The 16354-nt window shown below is 57.6% G+C and carries 18 protein-coding genes and 1 pseudogene; 6 read left to right on the top strand and 13 right to left on the bottom strand.

From position 1 onward, the window contains the following. Positions 1–31: 31 nt before the first annotated feature. Positions 32–511: a ProQ/FINO family protein gene (locus AC1DTN_RS32950; RefSeq protein ID WP_477924326.1), complete on the bottom strand. Its 480-nt coding sequence runs from the start codon at positions 509–511 to the stop codon at positions 32–34. A gap of 438 nt (positions 512–949) precedes the next feature. On the opposite strand from AC1DTN_RS32950, the gene AC1DTN_RS32945 reads away from it, so the two are divergent. Next, the gene (locus AC1DTN_RS32945) at positions 950–1204 is read left to right on the top strand and encodes a hypothetical protein (protein WP_113183368.1); all 255 of its coding nucleotides are present in this window, start codon (positions 950–952) and stop codon (positions 1202–1204) included. A 413-nt stretch (positions 1205–1617) separates the two neighbouring features. Here the strand turns inward: AC1DTN_RS32945 and AC1DTN_RS32940 are convergent, their stop codons facing one another. The 4 genes from AC1DTN_RS32940 to AC1DTN_RS32925 all read right to left on the bottom strand — a co-directional run bounded on the left by AC1DTN_RS32940 (position 1618) and on the right by AC1DTN_RS32925 (position 4598). Beyond that, positions 1618–2643 (bottom strand): HWE histidine kinase domain-containing protein, encoded by a 1026-nt coding sequence (locus tag AC1DTN_RS32940; RefSeq protein WP_113321382.1) that lies wholly within the window; start codon positions 2641–2643, stop codon positions 1618–1620. A gap of 5 nt (positions 2644–2648) precedes the next feature. Further along, positions 2649–3092, bottom strand: a complete 444-nt coding sequence (locus tag AC1DTN_RS32935) for a response regulator (RefSeq protein ID WP_113321383.1) — start codon at positions 3090–3092, stop codon at positions 2649–2651. Positions 3093–3324: 232 nt separating this feature from the next. Next, on the bottom strand, positions 3325–3975 hold the full coding sequence (locus tag AC1DTN_RS32930) for a ChrR family anti-sigma-E factor (protein ID WP_025668389.1): 651 nt from the start codon (positions 3973–3975) through the stop codon (positions 3325–3327). Continuing rightward, positions 3972–4598 carry a sigma-70 family RNA polymerase sigma factor gene (locus AC1DTN_RS32925; protein ID WP_477924324.1) on the bottom strand — a complete coding sequence of 209 codons (627 nt, stop codon included), beginning with the start codon at positions 4596–4598 and terminating at the stop codon, positions 3972–3974. The genes AC1DTN_RS32930 and AC1DTN_RS32925 overlap by 4 nt, the downstream gene beginning before the upstream one ends. A gap of 125 nt (positions 4599–4723) precedes the next feature. On the opposite strand from AC1DTN_RS32925, the pseudogene AC1DTN_RS32920 reads away from it, so the two are divergent. Next, a pseudogene (locus tag AC1DTN_RS32920) lies at positions 4724–5084 on the top strand (GTP cyclohydrolase I); the annotation flags it as partial. 757 nt (positions 5085–5841) lie between these two features. Here AC1DTN_RS32920 and AC1DTN_RS32915 read toward each other — a convergent pair. The 4 genes from AC1DTN_RS32915 to AC1DTN_RS32900 form a co-directional block, all read right to left on the bottom strand. Next, a complete protein-coding gene (locus AC1DTN_RS32915) occupies positions 5842–6261 on the bottom strand; it encodes a DUF2177 family protein (protein ID WP_477924323.1) in 420 nt (139 codons plus the stop codon). A gap of 31 nt (positions 6262–6292) precedes the next feature. Next, complete coding sequence (locus AC1DTN_RS32910) at positions 6293–6664, bottom strand: DUF2147 domain-containing protein (protein ID WP_025668385.1); 372 nt, start codon at positions 6662–6664, stop codon at positions 6293–6295. Positions 6665–6688: 24 nt separating this feature from the next. Beyond that, a complete protein-coding gene (locus tag AC1DTN_RS32905; RefSeq protein ID WP_113321386.1) occupies positions 6689–7918 on the bottom strand; it encodes an SAM-dependent methyltransferase in 1230 nt (409 codons plus the stop codon). A 169-nt stretch (positions 7919–8087) separates the two neighbouring features. Further along, positions 8088–9473: an NAD(P)/FAD-dependent oxidoreductase gene (locus AC1DTN_RS32900; RefSeq protein ID WP_477924322.1), complete on the bottom strand. Its 1386-nt coding sequence runs from the start codon at positions 9471–9473 to the stop codon at positions 8088–8090. Positions 9474–9662: 189 nt separating this feature from the next. Here AC1DTN_RS32900 and AC1DTN_RS32895 point away from each other — a divergent pair, with 189 nt between their 5' ends. The 4 genes from AC1DTN_RS32895 to AC1DTN_RS32880 are packed head-to-tail and all read left to right on the top strand — an operon-like array spanning position 9663 to position 12603. Further along, positions 9663–10466 carry a DUF1295 domain-containing protein gene (locus tag AC1DTN_RS32895; RefSeq protein WP_477924321.1) on the top strand — a complete coding sequence of 268 codons (804 nt, stop codon included), beginning with the start codon at positions 9663–9665 and terminating at the stop codon, positions 10464–10466. Then, the gene (locus AC1DTN_RS32890; RefSeq protein WP_113321388.1) at positions 10466–11494 is read left to right on the top strand and encodes an SAM-dependent methyltransferase; all 1029 of its coding nucleotides are present in this window, start codon (positions 10466–10468) and stop codon (positions 11492–11494) included. Before AC1DTN_RS32895 ends, AC1DTN_RS32890 begins: the two co-directional genes overlap by 1 nt. Then, positions 11494–12030, top strand: coding sequence for a hypothetical protein (locus tag AC1DTN_RS32885; RefSeq protein ID WP_049818421.1), 537 nt, complete (start codon positions 11494–11496; stop codon positions 12028–12030). Before AC1DTN_RS32890 ends, AC1DTN_RS32885 begins: the two co-directional genes overlap by 1 nt. A 42-nt stretch (positions 12031–12072) precedes the next feature. Continuing rightward, positions 12073–12603, top strand: coding sequence for a lipocalin family protein (locus AC1DTN_RS32880; protein WP_477924319.1), 531 nt, complete (start codon positions 12073–12075; stop codon positions 12601–12603). A gap of 382 nt (positions 12604–12985) precedes the next feature. On the opposite strand, the gene AC1DTN_RS32875 is transcribed toward AC1DTN_RS32880, so the two are convergent. The 4 genes from AC1DTN_RS32875 to AC1DTN_RS32860 form a co-directional block, all read right to left on the bottom strand. Further along, complete coding sequence (locus AC1DTN_RS32875) at positions 12986–13420, bottom strand: response regulator (RefSeq protein WP_113321390.1); 435 nt, start codon at positions 13418–13420, stop codon at positions 12986–12988. Continuing rightward, the gene (locus tag AC1DTN_RS32870) at positions 13417–14544 is read right to left on the bottom strand and encodes a PAS domain-containing protein (protein ID WP_477924318.1); all 1128 of its coding nucleotides are present in this window, start codon (positions 14542–14544) and stop codon (positions 13417–13419) included. Before AC1DTN_RS32870 ends, AC1DTN_RS32875 begins: the two co-directional genes overlap by 4 nt. A 393-nt stretch (positions 14545–14937) precedes the next feature. After that, on the bottom strand, positions 14938–15822 hold the full coding sequence (locus AC1DTN_RS32865; RefSeq protein WP_477924316.1) for a hypothetical protein: 885 nt from the start codon (positions 15820–15822) through the stop codon (positions 14938–14940). 30 nt (positions 15823–15852) lie between these two features. After that, positions 15853–16293: an NUDIX hydrolase gene (locus AC1DTN_RS32860; RefSeq protein ID WP_113321394.1), complete on the bottom strand. Its 441-nt coding sequence runs from the start codon at positions 16291–16293 to the stop codon at positions 15853–15855. Positions 16294–16354: the final 61 nt, after the last annotated feature.

Genomic DNA, 16354 nt, shown 5'->3' with positions numbered 1-16354 from the left:
TCTGTCCCGCCACGGCGCCGGATCCGACCGATTATTTTGCGGCCAACGACCGCCGTTTGAGAAGCGCCGCGCGGATCAGGTCGTTCTTTGTCGGCTCAGGATCAGCAGCAACGTGCGGCACCGCAGCCAACGCGTCGGGCTGCATGCGGGTCCGCTTCATTTCCAGAAAGCGCCGCTGCGCCTGCAGTCTGTCCGCAGCGGAAACCGGTTCGACCGGCGCGCCGGCAAGATCGTGGCGCATGGAGTCACGCTGGGCGCTTGCGAAATAATAGCGCTTCAAGCGGACATAAACGGCAGTCGCACGTCTGAGCCTGGTCACCCCGACGTCCGGCTTCAACAGCGCCCGGATCTCGCTGAAGATCCCAACCGCCAATGGGCGGATGGGATCGCCTGCCTTTTGCGGCAGAACGTCGATCGGTCGCCCGAGAAGCGCGTTGATCGCGCTCGCCTTTTGAACATCACGCTCGGTCGCCGCCACCGGGCCGCAGCTCTCAGACCAGGGCTTATCCATCATTCCTCCGAAATGCCGTTCTTGCCGCTCGGGTGGCATATGATCTTGACGAGCGCATGAATAACCCGGGCTCGCGTCGCGACATATTGACTATGCGTGCGCGAGCCAGAGTCAATTGCGTCAAAGCGAACAATATTTGCTGTCATGTCCAGGGGGCGATCCTTCAATCCCTGCCGGTCTTCAGACGTTCGGTGGCCGTAAGCAGGACGACCGCCGCGCCAAGTCACTGGGTACGGCAACTGCTCATCGATCCGCTTTCAAGCGCCGGCTGGTTACAGGGTCAAACAAAAAGCGTCTGCGAAGAATGCAATTACGACCTTTTGCCGCGGCGCTTACTCCTGATTGCATAATTGATAACCGTTAACCTTTCATTAACCATGGCCCCTTAGCGTCGGGATAGCGATGCAATACTATCCGGCTATTTTCGAGGAGGGTGCCATGTCGCTCGTAACCTTGCCTGGTAAAATTCGCCTCTATGGCGGTCACGCTCTCCTGGTCATGACTGAAGGAAACCTCCATCAGGCCGTGTGCATCACCGACGATGCCATGCCATCCGGCGAAGGCGACGTCATGGAAGGGCTCCTTCAGTGTCTTCATGTTTACGAGGGTATTGCCGATCGCAAATTCTCAGACGGCGAACTGGCCTATGATGGACGGGTTTGGATTACATCCTCTGACATTAACCCGCACTGAGCAAAGGAACCGATTTCGATCTCGCAATCGAACCCCAAGGGGCATCGAAAAGACGGTGGCACGCGAGCCGATCGCGTAGCGGTCCCCGGTCGCAAGATTATCTTTGGCCGATCGACCGATCATCCCGTCCGCGCTAGGAAACAACCTTGCGACAGGTATCGATTCCGGCACCAGGAGAGGAAACTTCATTAACATCTGAGATTTGGAAATCAGAATCGGCGGCGATGATCATCGAAATCGATCATGCGCCGGTGATGGTTTTTCGTCGAAAGCATCGACGCCATGCTCATTTCGACTTTGAGTCGACATCAAATCGAGGGAGACCGATCGGGACTTTCCCTCACTGCGGCCTCAGCAAGACCGCAGGTCCATGCGCAAGCTGGGGCAGTCGATCCTCATGTAGCTCTGCCCGTTCAAGGAATCTGGGCCAGCTCGCTGCGGAATTGAATCTTCGACAACCGCATCTTCATTTCCACCATGATCCCGGCCGGGTCATACTCGAGCCCGACGTCGCCGTAGCTCTTCAAACTCGAGAGAATGAGACGCGTTCCGAATCCTTTGCGAGACGGATTCGTCACCTTAGGACCGCCGAACTCGCGCCAGGAGCATACGAGCATGTCCTCGCCATCAATCCGTTCGACCTTCCAAGTGGTGTCGATGTGACCGGCCGAATTTGACAGCGCGCCATATTTTGTTGCGTTGGTGAGAAGCTCATGAAGAACAAGAGAGATGGAAAGCGCGGCCTGTGGGCCGAGTTCGACGTCGGGACCGCGAATGAGGATTCGCTCGCTTCCCTCCATGCCGATATTGACCTTCGCCGCCTCGACAATGTTTCGAAGCGTTGCGCCGGTCCAGTTTTTCTGAAGGAGGATGTCATGTGCCGTAGAATAGGCTGCTATGCGGGAGCGCAGCTTTTCTGAGGCGTCTTCAAGTGATGCGGCATTACGGAGTGATTGCGTCGCGATCGATTGAACGACCGAGAGGGTGTTTTTGAGACGATGTCCGAGTTCGTGCATCAGGAGTCGCTGCCTGTCGGCCTGATCGCGCTCGCTCGTCCGGTCACGCAGAATCTTGACGAAACCGATGACTGTCTCGTCGTCTGCGCGCAGTGCCATCATCTCGCCAGACGCCCAGAACGTCGTCCCATCCTTTTTTAGGTGCCAGCGTTCATCGCTACCCCTGCCCGCGCTCAAAGCCGCCGTCATCTCGCGTTGCGGCACGCCCTGCTCGCGGTCGGTCTGCACGAAGAAGACGCTCGCGGGTTTGCCAACCATTTCCTCGGCACTCCAGCCGAGGATTCGACGTGCACCCTCGTTCCAGCTCGTCACGAGGCCGTCAAGGTCCAACGAAATGATCGCGTAGTCGATCGCACTCTGAACGATCGCCTCGAGAAAGCGCTCTCGCGTGGAAATCTTGGGAGTATCTATCTCGATTTTCATGAGCCTTATCCCTCGCTGGTCAAGACCATATGGCATTTGGCAAACGCTGTCTGAGAAAAGAGCGCACACCGTATCAACGGGCTGTCCGGTACTCGCTCAGCGCTTTGACACGGCATTGAGACGAGCAACTCTGAGACTGAGATCGTAGGGCTTGGAGAAGAATTCGGCGTCGGGCGGCAGCTCCAAATCTTGCGACGCCAGCCTTCCTGAAGCGACGACGATACTGCATCGGGGAACCGCCGTGCGACATTGTGGGCAAGATCGTACCCTTTCAGGTTGCCTGGCATCTGTATGTCGGTGAAGATGAGGTGGATGGAATGATCACCGAGGAGATCAAACGCTTCATCGCCATAGGCTGCTTCGATGACATCGAATCCAGCCTCCTCCAGGAAATCGATAACCTTGAGACGGATGAGCGGCTCGACTTCGACCACAAGGACCGTGCCCATCACACCCGTCTTGAAGGCGCACGCCAATACGCCGGACGAGGTTATGTTCTGTATCTTCTGAAAGACCTCTCAACTGTGTGGTTCCTGGAGCTCGACAGGCTGAACATGCCGGCTTTAAATGTCTGACCCCTCCCCTCGATCGCGCCTGCTTGGGAACCGTGGCTGCTATCGGCTCAAACCACGTCAGAGGTGTCGTCTGGCGAATGAAGACCTAGCAATCCCGCGATAGAAGTCAAATCTTGAGCCATGGCTGGAGCCATCGGACAAATCGGCTGGTGAACTTCAGAGGTGCGTCTGTGATAGCCAGGCATATGCAATCCTTTCCCGGATCTGCGCGCGGTGTATGAAGGATTTCCGCGTCCGCCATTTCGACGTCACCTCGCTTGAAGCTTGATAGTTCATCGCTGAAGCTACCGTCCAGGACAAGCGTCAGTTCCGTTCCGCCATGCGAATGTTCCGGTACAGGTTTTCCTGCAGGGATTTTTAGAAGCCTGACGGTGGTCGTGGAATCGTCCGTCGGTACGATCATCTGCGCCGCCCCGCCGCCAAGGCGGCGCCATTTCAAGCCGCCCGCTCTGTCCACATACGCTTGCAAGGGCTCTGGAATGAGGCCGTCGCCATGTCGTTTGGGCTTGAGTTGGACGACAGTGCCCGTTTCGTCAGCAGATATCAGTCTTCTCATCTTTTGCCACTCATCGTCACTCACATCTTCAACAATTTCGCTTTCAAGGAAATGGCCACCCAATGCTTCAAACATCTGCAGGCGACCACGGCATTCGGGGCAAAGGGCCAAATGTGTCGCCACGCCTATGCTCCAGCCCTCTTCGAGAGAGCCTGCTGCGTATCGCACTAGAATATCATCATCCAAATGATGCCGGATCATCTGAGGTCTCCAAGTGCCTGGCGGAGTTTGCCACAGGCCATTCTAATCCTTGATTTCACTGTGCCGAGAGGTATTCCCAACGTTTGCGCGATCGCCGAATGAGGGATCTCCTCGAAATACGACATCTTGAGGATCTCAACCTGATCCGGCCGTAATGACATAAGTGCCTTGCCAAGCGTTCTCGCTTCCTGCTCCCTTATCATGAGGATATCCGCCGAGGGGCCTTCATCGGGGACAAAGGCCGGATCGTTCTCGTCGAATTCGGGGTGTGATCCGCGACGATATTTGTCTATGTGAAGGTTTCGCGCGATCCGAAAGATCCAGGTTGACGCCTGCCCTTTGGCTGGATCGAATTGTCCGGCCTTGCGCCAGACCGCAACGAGCGTCTCTTGGGAGAGTTCTTCAGCGAGCGCAGTGTCTTTGGTCAACCTCTTCATGTAGGAACGAAGTCTCGGGATGAAGTGGCGATACAATTGCTCGAAAGCGTCCTTGTCCCGTTCGTTCCCCACCGCCACCAGCAGGCGGCTCAAGAGAATTGGGGTGGGTGCATCGTCATTCATCGGTCGATTGACCTTCTCCAATGAAAAGCGCGGTCTCTGCAGGCTTTGCGCGGCGAAAGGCATTTTGATGATCCGTGGTTTCGACGACGCTGTCTACGCAGCAATGCGCCTGTGGATCTTCAAATTTTCAATATCCTCTTTTCGATCGCCTCGCTCGCAAGCAGGAGCGAAAATCGGGAGATAACAAAATGGATCAGCTTGTCGAGGAGGCAGCTTCTGGCGCCCGACGACCGAGCCGCGGAGAAGCAGAGGCGGCGGTCAGGGTCCTCATATCCTTGGCAGGCGACAATCCTGATCGCGAGGGCCTTCTCGATACGCCGGCCCACGTCGTTGAGGCTTTCGGAGAAATATTTGCCGGATATGATGAAACACTGCGGCGATACTGGCACAGACGTTCGCAGACGTAGGCGGCTACGACGATCTGATCGTCGTGCGAGACATAGCCTTCTTCTCCCATTGCGAACACATATGGTCCCATTCGTCGGCAAAGCGCACGTCGGGTACCTGCCAGGTTCAGGCGTCGTTGGGCTGTCAAAGATCGCCAGGCTTGCTCACGGATCGGCGCTTGCCCTCGATATTGAGGGGCAGCTTTGATCCATTGGGCCGGCGAAACACTGGCCGCTCATTCGACTCCGAAAAAGCCGGTACGTCAACGTGCGGGGTTTCGGTGAGGGATCAATGTCTACGTCGCAGGACGCGGCTGGATCTGTGTATCTGGAACTCACCTGGATCGGAATCACTTGGTGAGTTCGCAAGAAGCTGTGCGGGGATGATCAGTCGAAGTGGACGATGCGAATAGCAAACGTTTCCCCATCGAAATCCGGTTGGCCGAAGCGCCTGCTGCGATGAGCAACGCTAACCTTTGAATTCCGCCTGGCACTTTTTTCGTCGGGGTGTCGCGTAGAGAAAGCGCCGCCGAGCGCGAGGTGAATGGACTGGAACAGCTCTGTTCGAGCGCCGCCGATATCGACAGTGCGGCCTACGCCACGCAAGATCTGGGCGGATAAGCCTAGTTTGGCGATGGCACGTTATCAAAGGACTGTAGTTACTGCCTCTCCCACTCGCATGTCATCTCGGGGTGACTCAATAACATAGCGTGCGTAACATTCCCTCGTAGTTGGGCTTACTCGTGCAATTCCTCGCGTTCGCCGGACGAGTTGGCTGATGTTTTTGGTAGGCAGCGCTCTGAGACAGGGCGCGCGGTGACGTGGAACATCCCGTGCAGAAAACCCCGCTTGCCACCGCCAGGACGAATAACAGTTTCATTCTTCAATCTCCATGACGTTTGACGTGACAACCACGCTCTTCATATCTCGCCAAGAGTTCCGACAAGGCGCTGGGTTATCCAAACGCTTGCGCCGGCTGAGACTGCCGATAGCGCGCAACCCCAGAGCAAGTCCGCTATGGTCAGAGTCGTCGACCAATTCTTGAGCGTTGACTGATTGGTCAAGTCGTAGGTGGCGTAGGCGGTCAAGCCGACGACGGCGCCGTAAACGGCGGCCGCTGCGAGCGAACCAGATGTCAGGCCTGGTTTGACGGCAAGAAACGTCAATCCGGCCGCATAGAGTAGATAAAACGCCATGGCCGGAGCCAGCCGGAATTCGGGTGTCAGCATGTCGCCCAAGGTCGGGCGATAAAGACGATCAGCCATGGTACTCAGCCAGACGAAATCGATCGCCACGAAGACGATCAGCGTGGCAAGGTACGAGACGACATTCGTTCTCACATAGGTCTCCCCGAGGTTTTTGATGCAAGCGTCAGTTGACGCGTGTCCAATCGACGCCTTTGCAAAGCAGACCAGCGACCACGCAACCTTTCGTGGTCATCTTGTTCCCGCTCACGGTCACCGTCAGCCTGTAACTCATGTCACGCTGCGGATCGAAAGCGGTGCCGGAATAGCGACCCTCGGCATCCTGTTTGATCGACATCACAAGCTTGTCGCCTTCCTTCTCCTTCGGCGTGCCCGGCTTGATCCAGGTGTTGACCGCGCAGATATCCGACCCGCATGGCGCAATCTGAACCCTTGCATTTCCGTCTCCTCGTGCCCACTGACCACTAATGTCCCCAGCTTCGGCCACGCCGGCTAGCACAAGAGCAACGACCGCGAACGTCGGCATCAAAGGTCTCATTCCGCTTCTCCTTTTGAAGCAAATTTACGCATGCTCGAGCGTGTAAAATCCAACATTGATGCTTCCCTCCTCAAAGCCCGCCTCGCAGTAACAGAGGTAATAGTGCCAAAGCCGTTTGAAGCGCTCGTCGAACCCTTGGGCGGCGATCGCGGGCCAACGCGCGTGAAAGCGTGCCCTCCATTCGCGGAGCGTTCGAGCATAGGATTTGCCGAAGTGCTCTATCGCGGTAAGCTTCAGGCCAGCTGTAGTTATTGCGCGCCCAAGCGCTGCGTCCGATGGCAGAAATCCGCCTGGAAAGACATATTTCTGAATAAAGTCGATGCTGCCGCGATAGGCCTCGAACCGACCTTCCTCAATGGAGATGATCTGCAGCACGGTACGGCCGTCATCCTTCATGCAGCGCTTCAGCATGTCGAAATAGCTCGGCCAATAGGCTTCGCCGACGGCCTCGAACATCTCGATCGACACGATACGATCGAACTGACCGTCCGTGTCGCGATAATCCAGAAGGCGCAGATCGACTTGGCCGGTTTTGCCGGAGGCGGCGACCACATCTTTCGCCCAAGCGAATTGGGAAGGCGACAGCGTGATGGCGACGACCCTGGCATCCGAATTCGCTGCAAGATCGAGCGCCAACGCGCCCCAACCGCAACCGATCTCCAAAACACGTTCGCCACCTGAAAGCACAAGCTTTCCCCGAATTTGATTCAGACGGTTCTGCTGTGCAGCCTCAAGTGTCGGCGTGGTCTTGTCGAAGATAGCCGAGGAATACAGCATCTTATGGTCGAGCCATTCCTTGTAGAAATCGTTGCCGAGATCGTAATGCGCTTCGATATTTCGACGACTACCGCGCCTCGTGTTGGCGTTGAGAAGGTGGCGTGTGCGGTTCAAAAGCCGCATGAGCTGGCTGCCCTCGATCGCCGGAGACAGGGCGTCGCCATTTCTGGCCGCCAGCCGTATCAATGCGGTCAAATCCGGGGTCGTCCAATCCTCCTCCAGGAAGCCCTCCGCAAAGCCGATATCGCCGGCTGTGACCATGCGTCTGAGAGCGCGCCAGCGCCATATAACAATAGTCGCGTCAGGCCCGGGTTCAGCTCCCACCTCGTGGATCACCGCCCCGGAGGGCAACACGATTTTAAGCGTGCCAATTCGAATGTTGCGGACCATATGCGCCATGAGGCGACCGCCGAGGCCAGGCTTTCGGGTCGCGGTGGTCACGAATGGTACGTCGGAAAATTCCCCAAGCTGGCTCATGCATTTCGCCCGATAGATGAGGCCGACTGGTGTCGCTGAACGACATGCGAACAAACAGTATCGGCGCTTGCGGCAGGCCAAGAAGCACACAAAAGCGAATCCCTTTCAGGCTTCGGCCGCGCACTGATCGTCAGATGACCGCAAAACGGGGTCGCGCGAGGTTCAGCTGTCACGCCAGCACCTCCTGTCCGATCTGCGCTTCGATCGGTCGTGCGATAGGCCTGCGAACGATGCGGGCACTTTCCTGCCCCACCTGCCATGGACGACGGATGCCTGCTAGATCTTCGGCCACCGCGAGCCCGGCCTGGATTCCGTCCTCATGGAAGCCCGAGCCGAAATGGGCGCCGCAGAACCAGGTATTCTGCGCGCCCTGAAGAGACCATATCTCCTGCTGCGCCCTGTCTGTTGCAAGGTCGAAGACCGGGTGTTCGTAGATATAGGTGCTGATGATAGTGTCTTCGCGCGGAGCTCGGTTGGGATTGAGCGTGACGAAGGTCGGCGGTGCGCCACCGAGAGGCTGAAGCCGGTTCATCCAATAGGTGATCGAGGGCTGCGTTTGTCCCTCTTTTGAAAGGGTTCGCGTATCTGCCGAATAGTTCCAGCTCGACCAGGCGGCTCGACGCCTGGGCATCAAGGCCGCATCGCGATGCAGCACCGCCACGTTGCGGGAATAGCGGAAACCACCAAGAATGCGGCGCTCGTCGTCGGTGGCGTCCGCCAGCATACGAAGCGCCTGATCCGCATGCGTTGCGACAACGACATGGTCAAACAGCTGCCGTCCGCCGAGAGCATCACGGATCTCAATATCCCCGCCCAGCCGACGCACCGTCCTTACTGGTGTCGAAAGGCGTATCCTGTCGGCAAAGCCGACCGTCATACGCGCCACATATTCGCGGCTGCCACCTTTGACCGTGCGCCACTTCGGACGATCCCAAATCTCGAGGAGGCCGTGATTGCAGCAGAATTTCACAAAACTGGCGGCCGGATAGGCGCCAACCTCCATGGAGGGCGTGGACCAGATTGCCGCGGCCATCGGATACAGGTGATCGTCACGAAAAGCACGCCCATAGCCGTTGCGCGAAAGATAGTCATCGAGCGAAATGCCCGCCATGATTGCCAGATCGCGCGGCGCCTTGCGATAAAACCGAAAAAGATCACACATCATGGACCAGAATCGCGGGCTGACGACGTTGGACCACTGGGCAAACAAGCCAAGACCATTGCCTCCGGAATATTCGAATGCGCCGTCGTTTAACGATACCGCAAAGGACATGTCGGAGGCGGCGGTCGGCACGTTGAGAGTGTGGAAGAGGGCCGTGAGGTTGGGATAGGTAACTTGATTGTAGACGATAAAGCCGGTGTCGACTGCCACGTCGTCGCCATTTGTCTGAAAAGTCACCGTATTGCTGTGACCGCCGATCCTGTCCGACGCTTCAAATACGGTAACGTCATGGCGCTGCGACAACAGCCAGGCCGCCGAAAGGCCTGAAATGCCACTTCCGACCACTGCGATATTAAGGCGCCGTGTACCCGCAACCCGATCATGAAATGCCATAAGGTCCTCTCGTTTCGAGCAATTGTCGGATCTCAATGCGATTGCTTCCAACCTGTCTCTACGAAGGGAATTCGGTCCGGTTTCATAGGCGGCACAAATTTTCCGAATTTTTCATGCTCGACGCGAGAACTGAAACGCGCCGACTAGCGTAAGACCCGTCGTGACCATTCAAGGCCGACGGGAAATACGATGGACGCGCATCTTCCAGTCATCATCGCAATCGGACTGTCGCTGGCAATGGCAGGCGCCTGGGCCATTCAGCGTACCACGGGGCTCAGCGGCTGGATCGACACGATTTGGTCCTTTGCCGTTGGGCTCGGCGGGATCATCGCGGCGGTCTTTGCCGATGGTAGCTTTGATCGCCGCATGACCGTCCTTGTCCTCATCAGCCTTTGGGCCTTGCGGCTCGGCAGCCACATCGGATCGCGCACCAAGGGGGGCACCGAGGATCCGCGCTATGCGAAATTCATCGAGGATTGGGGCGATCGCGCCGCCACGCGGTTATTTGTTTTCCTGCAGATCCAGGCGATCGTCGCCTTCGTTCTCGTGCTCGCCGTCCACCTCGCGGCAGGCAATGACGCGGCCTTCCCCCGCCTTGTCGATGTCGTCGCCATCATCGTTGGCATTGTGGCGATCGGCGGCGAGGCACTGTCCGACGCCCAACTTGCCCGCTTTCGCAAGACACCGCAGGCAAAGACGGAGGTCTGCGAAGTCGGTTTGTGGCGCTATTCCCGCCATCCCAATTATTTTTTCGAATGGCTCTTCTGGTGCTGCTTTCCGCTTTTTGCGCTGGCCCAGCCGATTTGGAGCTGGCTTTCGCTACTTGCGCCGCTGCTGATGTATTGGCTCCTGGTGCATATCTCCGGCATTCCGCCGCTCGAAGAGCATATGCTTCGTTCGCGCGGCGAAAAATTCCGAGCCTTGCAAAGACGCGTCAACGCCTTCTTTCCAGGCCCCCGTAAATCCACATCCCCTCTTCCTGGAGAACCCTGATGAACATGCTCGCCTTCGCCATCAATGCGGCCGAGCGCGCACCGATCGCCGACGGCCTGTCGCTCGCAGGCATCGATCTGCTCTGCGGCCGTATGCAACGACGATTGGCTACCCTGCCGCAGGAGGTCGAACAGAGATTTGTCGAGACGATGGACGGGTTTCCTGTCGCCACCCATACGGAGGATGCCAACCGCCAGCATTACGAGGTGCCGGCCGGCTTTTTTGCGCAGACGCTCGGCCCGCAGCGGAAATACTCCTGTTGCCTCTATCCGACGACCGAAACGACGCTTGCAGAAGCGGAAACCCTGGCGCTTGTTGAAACCGTCAAACATGCAGGGATCGAAGACGGCATGAGCATCCTAGAACTTGGCTGCGGTTGGGGCTCGCTCTCGCTTCATATCGCCCAGCATTTCCCGAACGCGCGTATCATTTCTGTCTCGAACTCAGCCTCTCAACGCGCCTACATCCTGGGCGTTGCAGAAGCGCGCGAGCTGGCCAATCTCACTGTGATCACCGCGGATATGAACGATTTTTCGACTGATGTGCGCTATGATCGTGTCGTCTCAGTGGAAATGTTCGAGCATATGTCGAACTGGCGCGCGCTCCTCCAGCGCATCAGCGGCTGGATGAAACCGGGGGGCAGGCTGTTCCTGCATGTCTTCACTCACAAGAATCGATCCTATCGATTCGACCGCGCCGACCCCGCCGACTGGATCGCGCAGCACTTCTTCACCGGTGGTATAATGCCGGCCCATGATCTGCCGCATCGTTTTAGCGATCTGTTCCGGGTCGAGGACGAATGGCGGTGGTCCGGCATCCATTATCGCCGCACCGCGCTCGACTGGCTTGCCAACTTCGATCGCGAGATCGATCGAATCCAGCCGATCCTAAGGCAGGTTTACGGCCGGCACGCATCGCTGTGGCAACGCCGATGGCGGCTATTCTTTCTCTCGACGGCCGGCATGTTCGGTTATGATGAAGGCGAGGTTTGGGGCGTCGGCCACTATCTGTTGGCACCGGCAGCGTGATGAACGAAAAAACGCGACCCTCGCTCGATCCTCTGACCCAAGCTACGGTAGCTGTTGCCTTGGTCATTGTCGTCAACAAGCCGTTCTATCCGGTCTATGTCTGGTACTTCGTCGGAAATGGTGTGGCGGCTTCGCTTGGTACTCTGATCGCTGCCCCTTTCTTCCTGGCGATCCCGTTACTGGCGCAAAGTTCTCCACTGGCAGCTCGCATCGCCCTGCCACTGGCCGGCACCGTCGATACTTTTTTTGAGACGAAACTATTCGGCCAGAGCTCTGGTACAGAACTGTTTTTCGCCGCCTGCATGCTGCTGGTTTCATTGTCGTTCCGCGAAAACGAGAAACGGTGGCAACGTGGCATGGCCGTTGTGGTCTTTGCCCTATTCATCTTATCGCGCCGCTATATCGGTTCGCCACTGCACATCTGGGCGGATGCTGATCTGGCAATCCTCTTCAATCTAAATGCATTCGCGGTCGCCAGCCTGATGGCCTTCGTAACGCTGCGATATGCAGGAGTTTCCCGGCATCCCGGAAATTGAAAACACAGCCTCTTCCAACGCACCGAACAAACGGAGGTATTCATGGAAATCTATCACAATCGCACGGGTCCTTCCCTGCTCATCGCGCTGTTCCTCTTTGGCGGCACCGCCACTGCGTGGGCGGCGCCCAAGGTGGTGAAAGTCGAGCGGGATCATTATAGCGGGACATGGCTCGAGATCGGGCGCACCCCGATGTTCCTGACCGACGGCTGCGTTGCGGGATATTCGACCTATCGACGAGGCAAATCGCCAGATGAAATCTCCGTCGAAGACGGCTGCCGCGTCGATACGCCTAAGGGTCGCCTGAAAACTGTCCGCGGTACCGGGACGATCCAGGATTTCGGAACGACAAATGCGAAGATGCGGGTGCGCTACCCCTTTCTCGTCACTTTCAACTACTGGATATTATACAAATCGCCCGATAGATCATGGTTTATAAGCGCGGACCCGTCGATGAAGGACCTGTGGATCTATTCCCGGACCGTTCCCTCCACGGCCAAGCTCCGGCGCATGATAAGGATGGCGAGCGAACTCGGCTACGACGTACGCAAACTCGAATTTCCACCACAGTGACTTATTAGAACAAGTTAGCCGCTCAACTGAGCAGTAACAGGCGGCAATGCGCTGATTCCGCTATTCTACTCGCCGTTGTGGAAGGGGCGAAACTCGTTCCGAAGGAGATCGAACCAAACACGCCTTGCGCAGATGGGAGGCTAACACACGAGCACTATCAGCGTGTGGGCGAAACGACCCAACGCGAGCCGCGATGTCGCGGATGTCGCTTCGCACGTATACCCCTCGGGCAAACCGACGCATCGGACGAGGCCGAAACCGAACTTGAAGTCGTCCAAGGCGAGGCCTTTGCAACGCCTTAGTTGAACGCGGTGATGTCGCGAGGGACTCTCATCGGCAGAAGTCACTGGTCGACCCAAGGATCCCTATCATGACAGAAACTTCAGCGCGTTCGCTGATGGCGCGGCAAGCGTATTGCATCCTCCGCAAGCACGAGGTTTGGTGGAGGTAGGCCATTGTTGTCGCCTGCAACCACCGCCGACAGATAGGCTAGCGCATTCGCCATACCGTTCATTGTGTACGGCTTTTCTATCGCACCGATGGCTCCCGCAAAATCGTTCGGAAGCTTCTTGATGTTACCGCTGACGAACACATAGGGGATATTCTGTGCGGCGAGAGACCGGCCGACGTCTATCCCGGTCGGACCGTCCTGCAGGTGAATGTCGACGAATGCAAATTCCGGTTTCTCTTCACGGGCGAGTTCCAGGGCTTGGGCGCTGGTGGCCGCAAGACCAACGACCGCATGGCCGGCTGTTTCTACTTCGCTCTCGAGTGCCATCGCGAGCAACATCTCGTCTTCGACAATCATGACCTTCAATAGCGTAGATCCTTCTCGTTTTCGATGAGCAGCGTGACGTCCACGACCGTCCGCCTTCCGTTTTGAGTTCGTTCGATTTTTGCATCAACCTGCCGGGCGGACGCCTCCAGCAGCATCCGGCCAAGCTCGGCACTTGTCTCGTCTGGTTCGACCGGCTTAGAGGTATCCTCCACCCTGATCAGGAAGTGGCCGTTGAGCCCTTTGACGACAATATGGATTGCGCCTCCGCCGGCGCCGAGACCTCGGCGAACTGCGTCGGCGACGAGCTCATTGACGATCAGTGACAGTGGCGAGGCTTTCACCGCCGGTACGTAGACTGGCTCAAGATCAAGGGTCAGACGGATGTCGTCCCGCTTAATGGCGCCGACCAGTTCGGTAGCAAGTTCGCGCGCGAAGTCAGCAATGTCGAACCGGGCGACATCGTTCGTCGTGAACAGTTTTCGCTGTACCGTGCTGAGCGCCTCGATCCGATTGAGCACGGAGGTCAAGGCCTGCCGCTGGCCCTCATCTTTGGTTAGTCTTGCCTGCATTTTGACGATAGACGCCATGGTCAGAAGGTTGTTCTTCACGCGATGGTCGACCTCGTGGATCAGCAGGCTCCTCGCAGCAAGCGCGGCCCGCAGGTCGCTGGTGCGTTCGGCCACAGCTTCTTCGGCCAGATGACGGGCAGCAGCGAGCTCGGCTTCCCTGCTCTTAACGTTGGTGAAGTCGAGTTGCGATGCGAAGAAGTAGACGATCCGGCCGTCATCGTCCCGCACGGGGCTGATGAACAACGCGTTCCAGAAGGTGCTGCCGTCCTTTCTATAGTTGAGGATATCGGCCGCGATGTCGCGGCCCGCAGCGATGGCGTCGCGGATGCTAGCGACTGTGGCCGCGCTCGTGTCCGGCCCCTGCAGTAACCTGCAGTTAACGCCGATCATTTCATCTTTTGAGTACCCGGTTAGCCGTTCGAAGGCGGCGTTGCAGAAGATGACGGGATTGTCGGGCTGGTTGGGGTCGGTAACGATCATCGGCATGCGCGTGGCCTTGAAGGCCGCCGCGAAAGGGTCTTCGCGCACGTGCTCAGCCACGAGGCGCTCTCCCGCCCTGCGCGCATCCGTATGATGTTGATCGTCTTTTGTCATTATCCGTCCCGTCAGTCACGTTGGGAAATGGGTTATTGCCCCGTTGGTTCCGGTAGATGAACTCATTTGTCGAAGAACATGAAGGGAGCGTGCCGTCGGCAGTAGATCATCCCGTCCCCGTCGTCGGGCTATTGGCCCGCGTATCCGCGTCAATGCCGACTTCGTGGGATGGACAAGGCGCAAAAGCCCTTGAAGGCGGTTAGAGTGGTACCTGTTGTGTCCATTCTCGTCGCCGATCATCCGGGCGAGCTGATGTAGGGGCACGTCGATTTCATGCTGGATCATCGCGGTACTGGCGGTGCTGCTTCCACGAACGGGCTCCCGGCGATCGTCCCTCCAGCATGGTTCCGTTTGATTGGTCGCGCAATCGGGCGATCGAGCAGGAGCGAAGAACTAGCTGCTGCTATGGCTCCGGACTGTTTTTACTTCTCTCGAACGCGCCGCCCTTCTTGCAGGCCGAAGCTCATCGATCGTCGGTGTCCACCACTGCGCGCGTTCCGGCCGCGCCGTCTTCGATGGCCAAGTGCGCACGAGTTCGTCGAAAGTGGGCTTCCGCCACAATCCCCACACATGATCTTCGGTGACGCCGGGATAGAATTCCGCGACCGCCGCGGGCTCGACGAGCTCGCCGGTAATGTCGGTGAACACGACGAGACCGTAGGAGATGGCGACAACGCGGCCGATAGGCGGCAGGTCGCCGCTCACAAGAGGATAGCGTCGACGCCTCCGTTCCATCGAGCGAAGCTTCGACCTCATGTCCTCTTCGCTACCCTTTCGTTCTGCGGCACGACGTCGCCGTTCCTCCGGCTCGTTGCGGCGAGCTGCCGCTTCGATCTGTGGCCAGCGTTGGTGCAGTTCCTCGAAGGATCGGTAGGGGACATGCCAGATCTTCAAGTCACCGTCCCACCGCGAGAACGGAACCTCGCGTAGCGTGTCGACCACCGTCTTCGAGTACGGTGTCTTGATCCGGAAACCTGCCTTGCCAAGCTCCAAATAGCTGCTGTCGATCGGATCGAAATCGAAGGCGTCCCTCCCCTTCGCATCGGCATGCGCGTCGGCTTCTGCCTCCCGTTCGGCCAGCCATTTTCCGAACCGACGGGACGCAGTCCGACCGGGAATGAACCATGCCTTGCGAATATCGCTCCACCGTGCGCGGGGGAACTTGCGGCGAAACTGTTCGACGGTCATCCGGTCGAAAGGAAAGTTGACGTTCGCGCCCGGCTTGGCCTCGTCCGGTTCATTCGTATTGCCCGAGATTGCCGAAATTTCGTCTTGCATCTCGCGATAACGCTTCTCGAGACCTGCAGTTCAACGCAGACGTTTCAAGAGTGCACGCAATCCCGATTGCGAAACGTCGCGGATCGCAACCTCTATCGGAAACCACTTTTGTCTTCGGATCGTCTTTTCGGGAAAGTCCGTGGCGATCCCTGAGACTTCGAGAAGATGGACAGCGACATGGTAACGATGAGGCGTGCTGTCCTTCTGATAGGAAAATGACCCGAAGACTTCCGGGTCGATCTCTCCCACCACGCCAGCCTCTTCGAACGCTTCCCGCAAAGCAGCGACAAAGCTGGTTTCACCCGGATCGAGATGCCCTTTTGGGACACCCCATCGGCCGTTCCGCAGGCTTCCGACCAGAAGCACCCGCAGCCGGCCACTTTCGTTGCGACGATAGCAGATGGCTCCAGCCTGCTGTAGGTCGTGGCCGGCATTGCCGGAACGCGATGATTTGAGGTCCTTGGCAAGCATAAAGGTTGTCGATTTTCGATTTTGTTTCATGAAATCGCTGTATCACCGCACTATGACAGCA

The sequence above is a fragment of the Rhizobium sp. 01T444 genome, assembly GCF_056398305.1.
The sequence above is the reverse complement of the archived record's forward strand: the minus strand, read 5'-3'. Positions and strand labels throughout refer to the sequence as shown.